Annotated in this window: 1 CRISPR repeat array. The window is 74.0% G+C overall.

The features are described from left to right. Nucleotide 1: 1 nt before the first annotated feature. Nucleotides 2–334: direct repeats of the CRISPR family, unit length 26 nt; unit sequence GAGCCCCGCGCGAGCGGGGATGAGCC.

The following is a 334-nucleotide window of genomic DNA, read 5'->3' as shown; positions in this document are numbered from 1 at the left end:
TGAGCCCCGCGCGAGCGGGGATGAGCCCCCGCCCTCCCCCTCCCCCGCATGGGACGCGTTCGTGAGCCCCGCGCGAGCGGGGATGAGCCGTCACCGTCTTCTTCTTGGTCATGATCTGTCCTGTGAGCCCCGCGCGAGCGGGGATGAGCCGTGCTCGCGGCGGGTGGCGAGCCGGTCGGACTGGTGAGCCCCGCGCGAGCGGGGATGAGCCCAGGAACTCCCCCGGCGCGCGAACATCCAGGAGGTGAGCCCCGCGCGAGCGGGGATGAGCCACACCCCGGAGCCCTCGTTCTGAGAGACCCGGGCGTGAGCCCCGCGCGAGCGGGGATGAGCC

Source organism: Kytococcus sp. HMSC28H12 (assembly GCF_001816045.1).
Classification (GTDB): Bacteria; Actinomycetota; Actinomycetes; order Actinomycetales; family Dermatophilaceae; genus Kytococcus; species Kytococcus schroeteri.
Note: the sequence above shows the minus strand (reverse complement) of the source record. Positions and strands in the feature narration are given on the sequence as shown.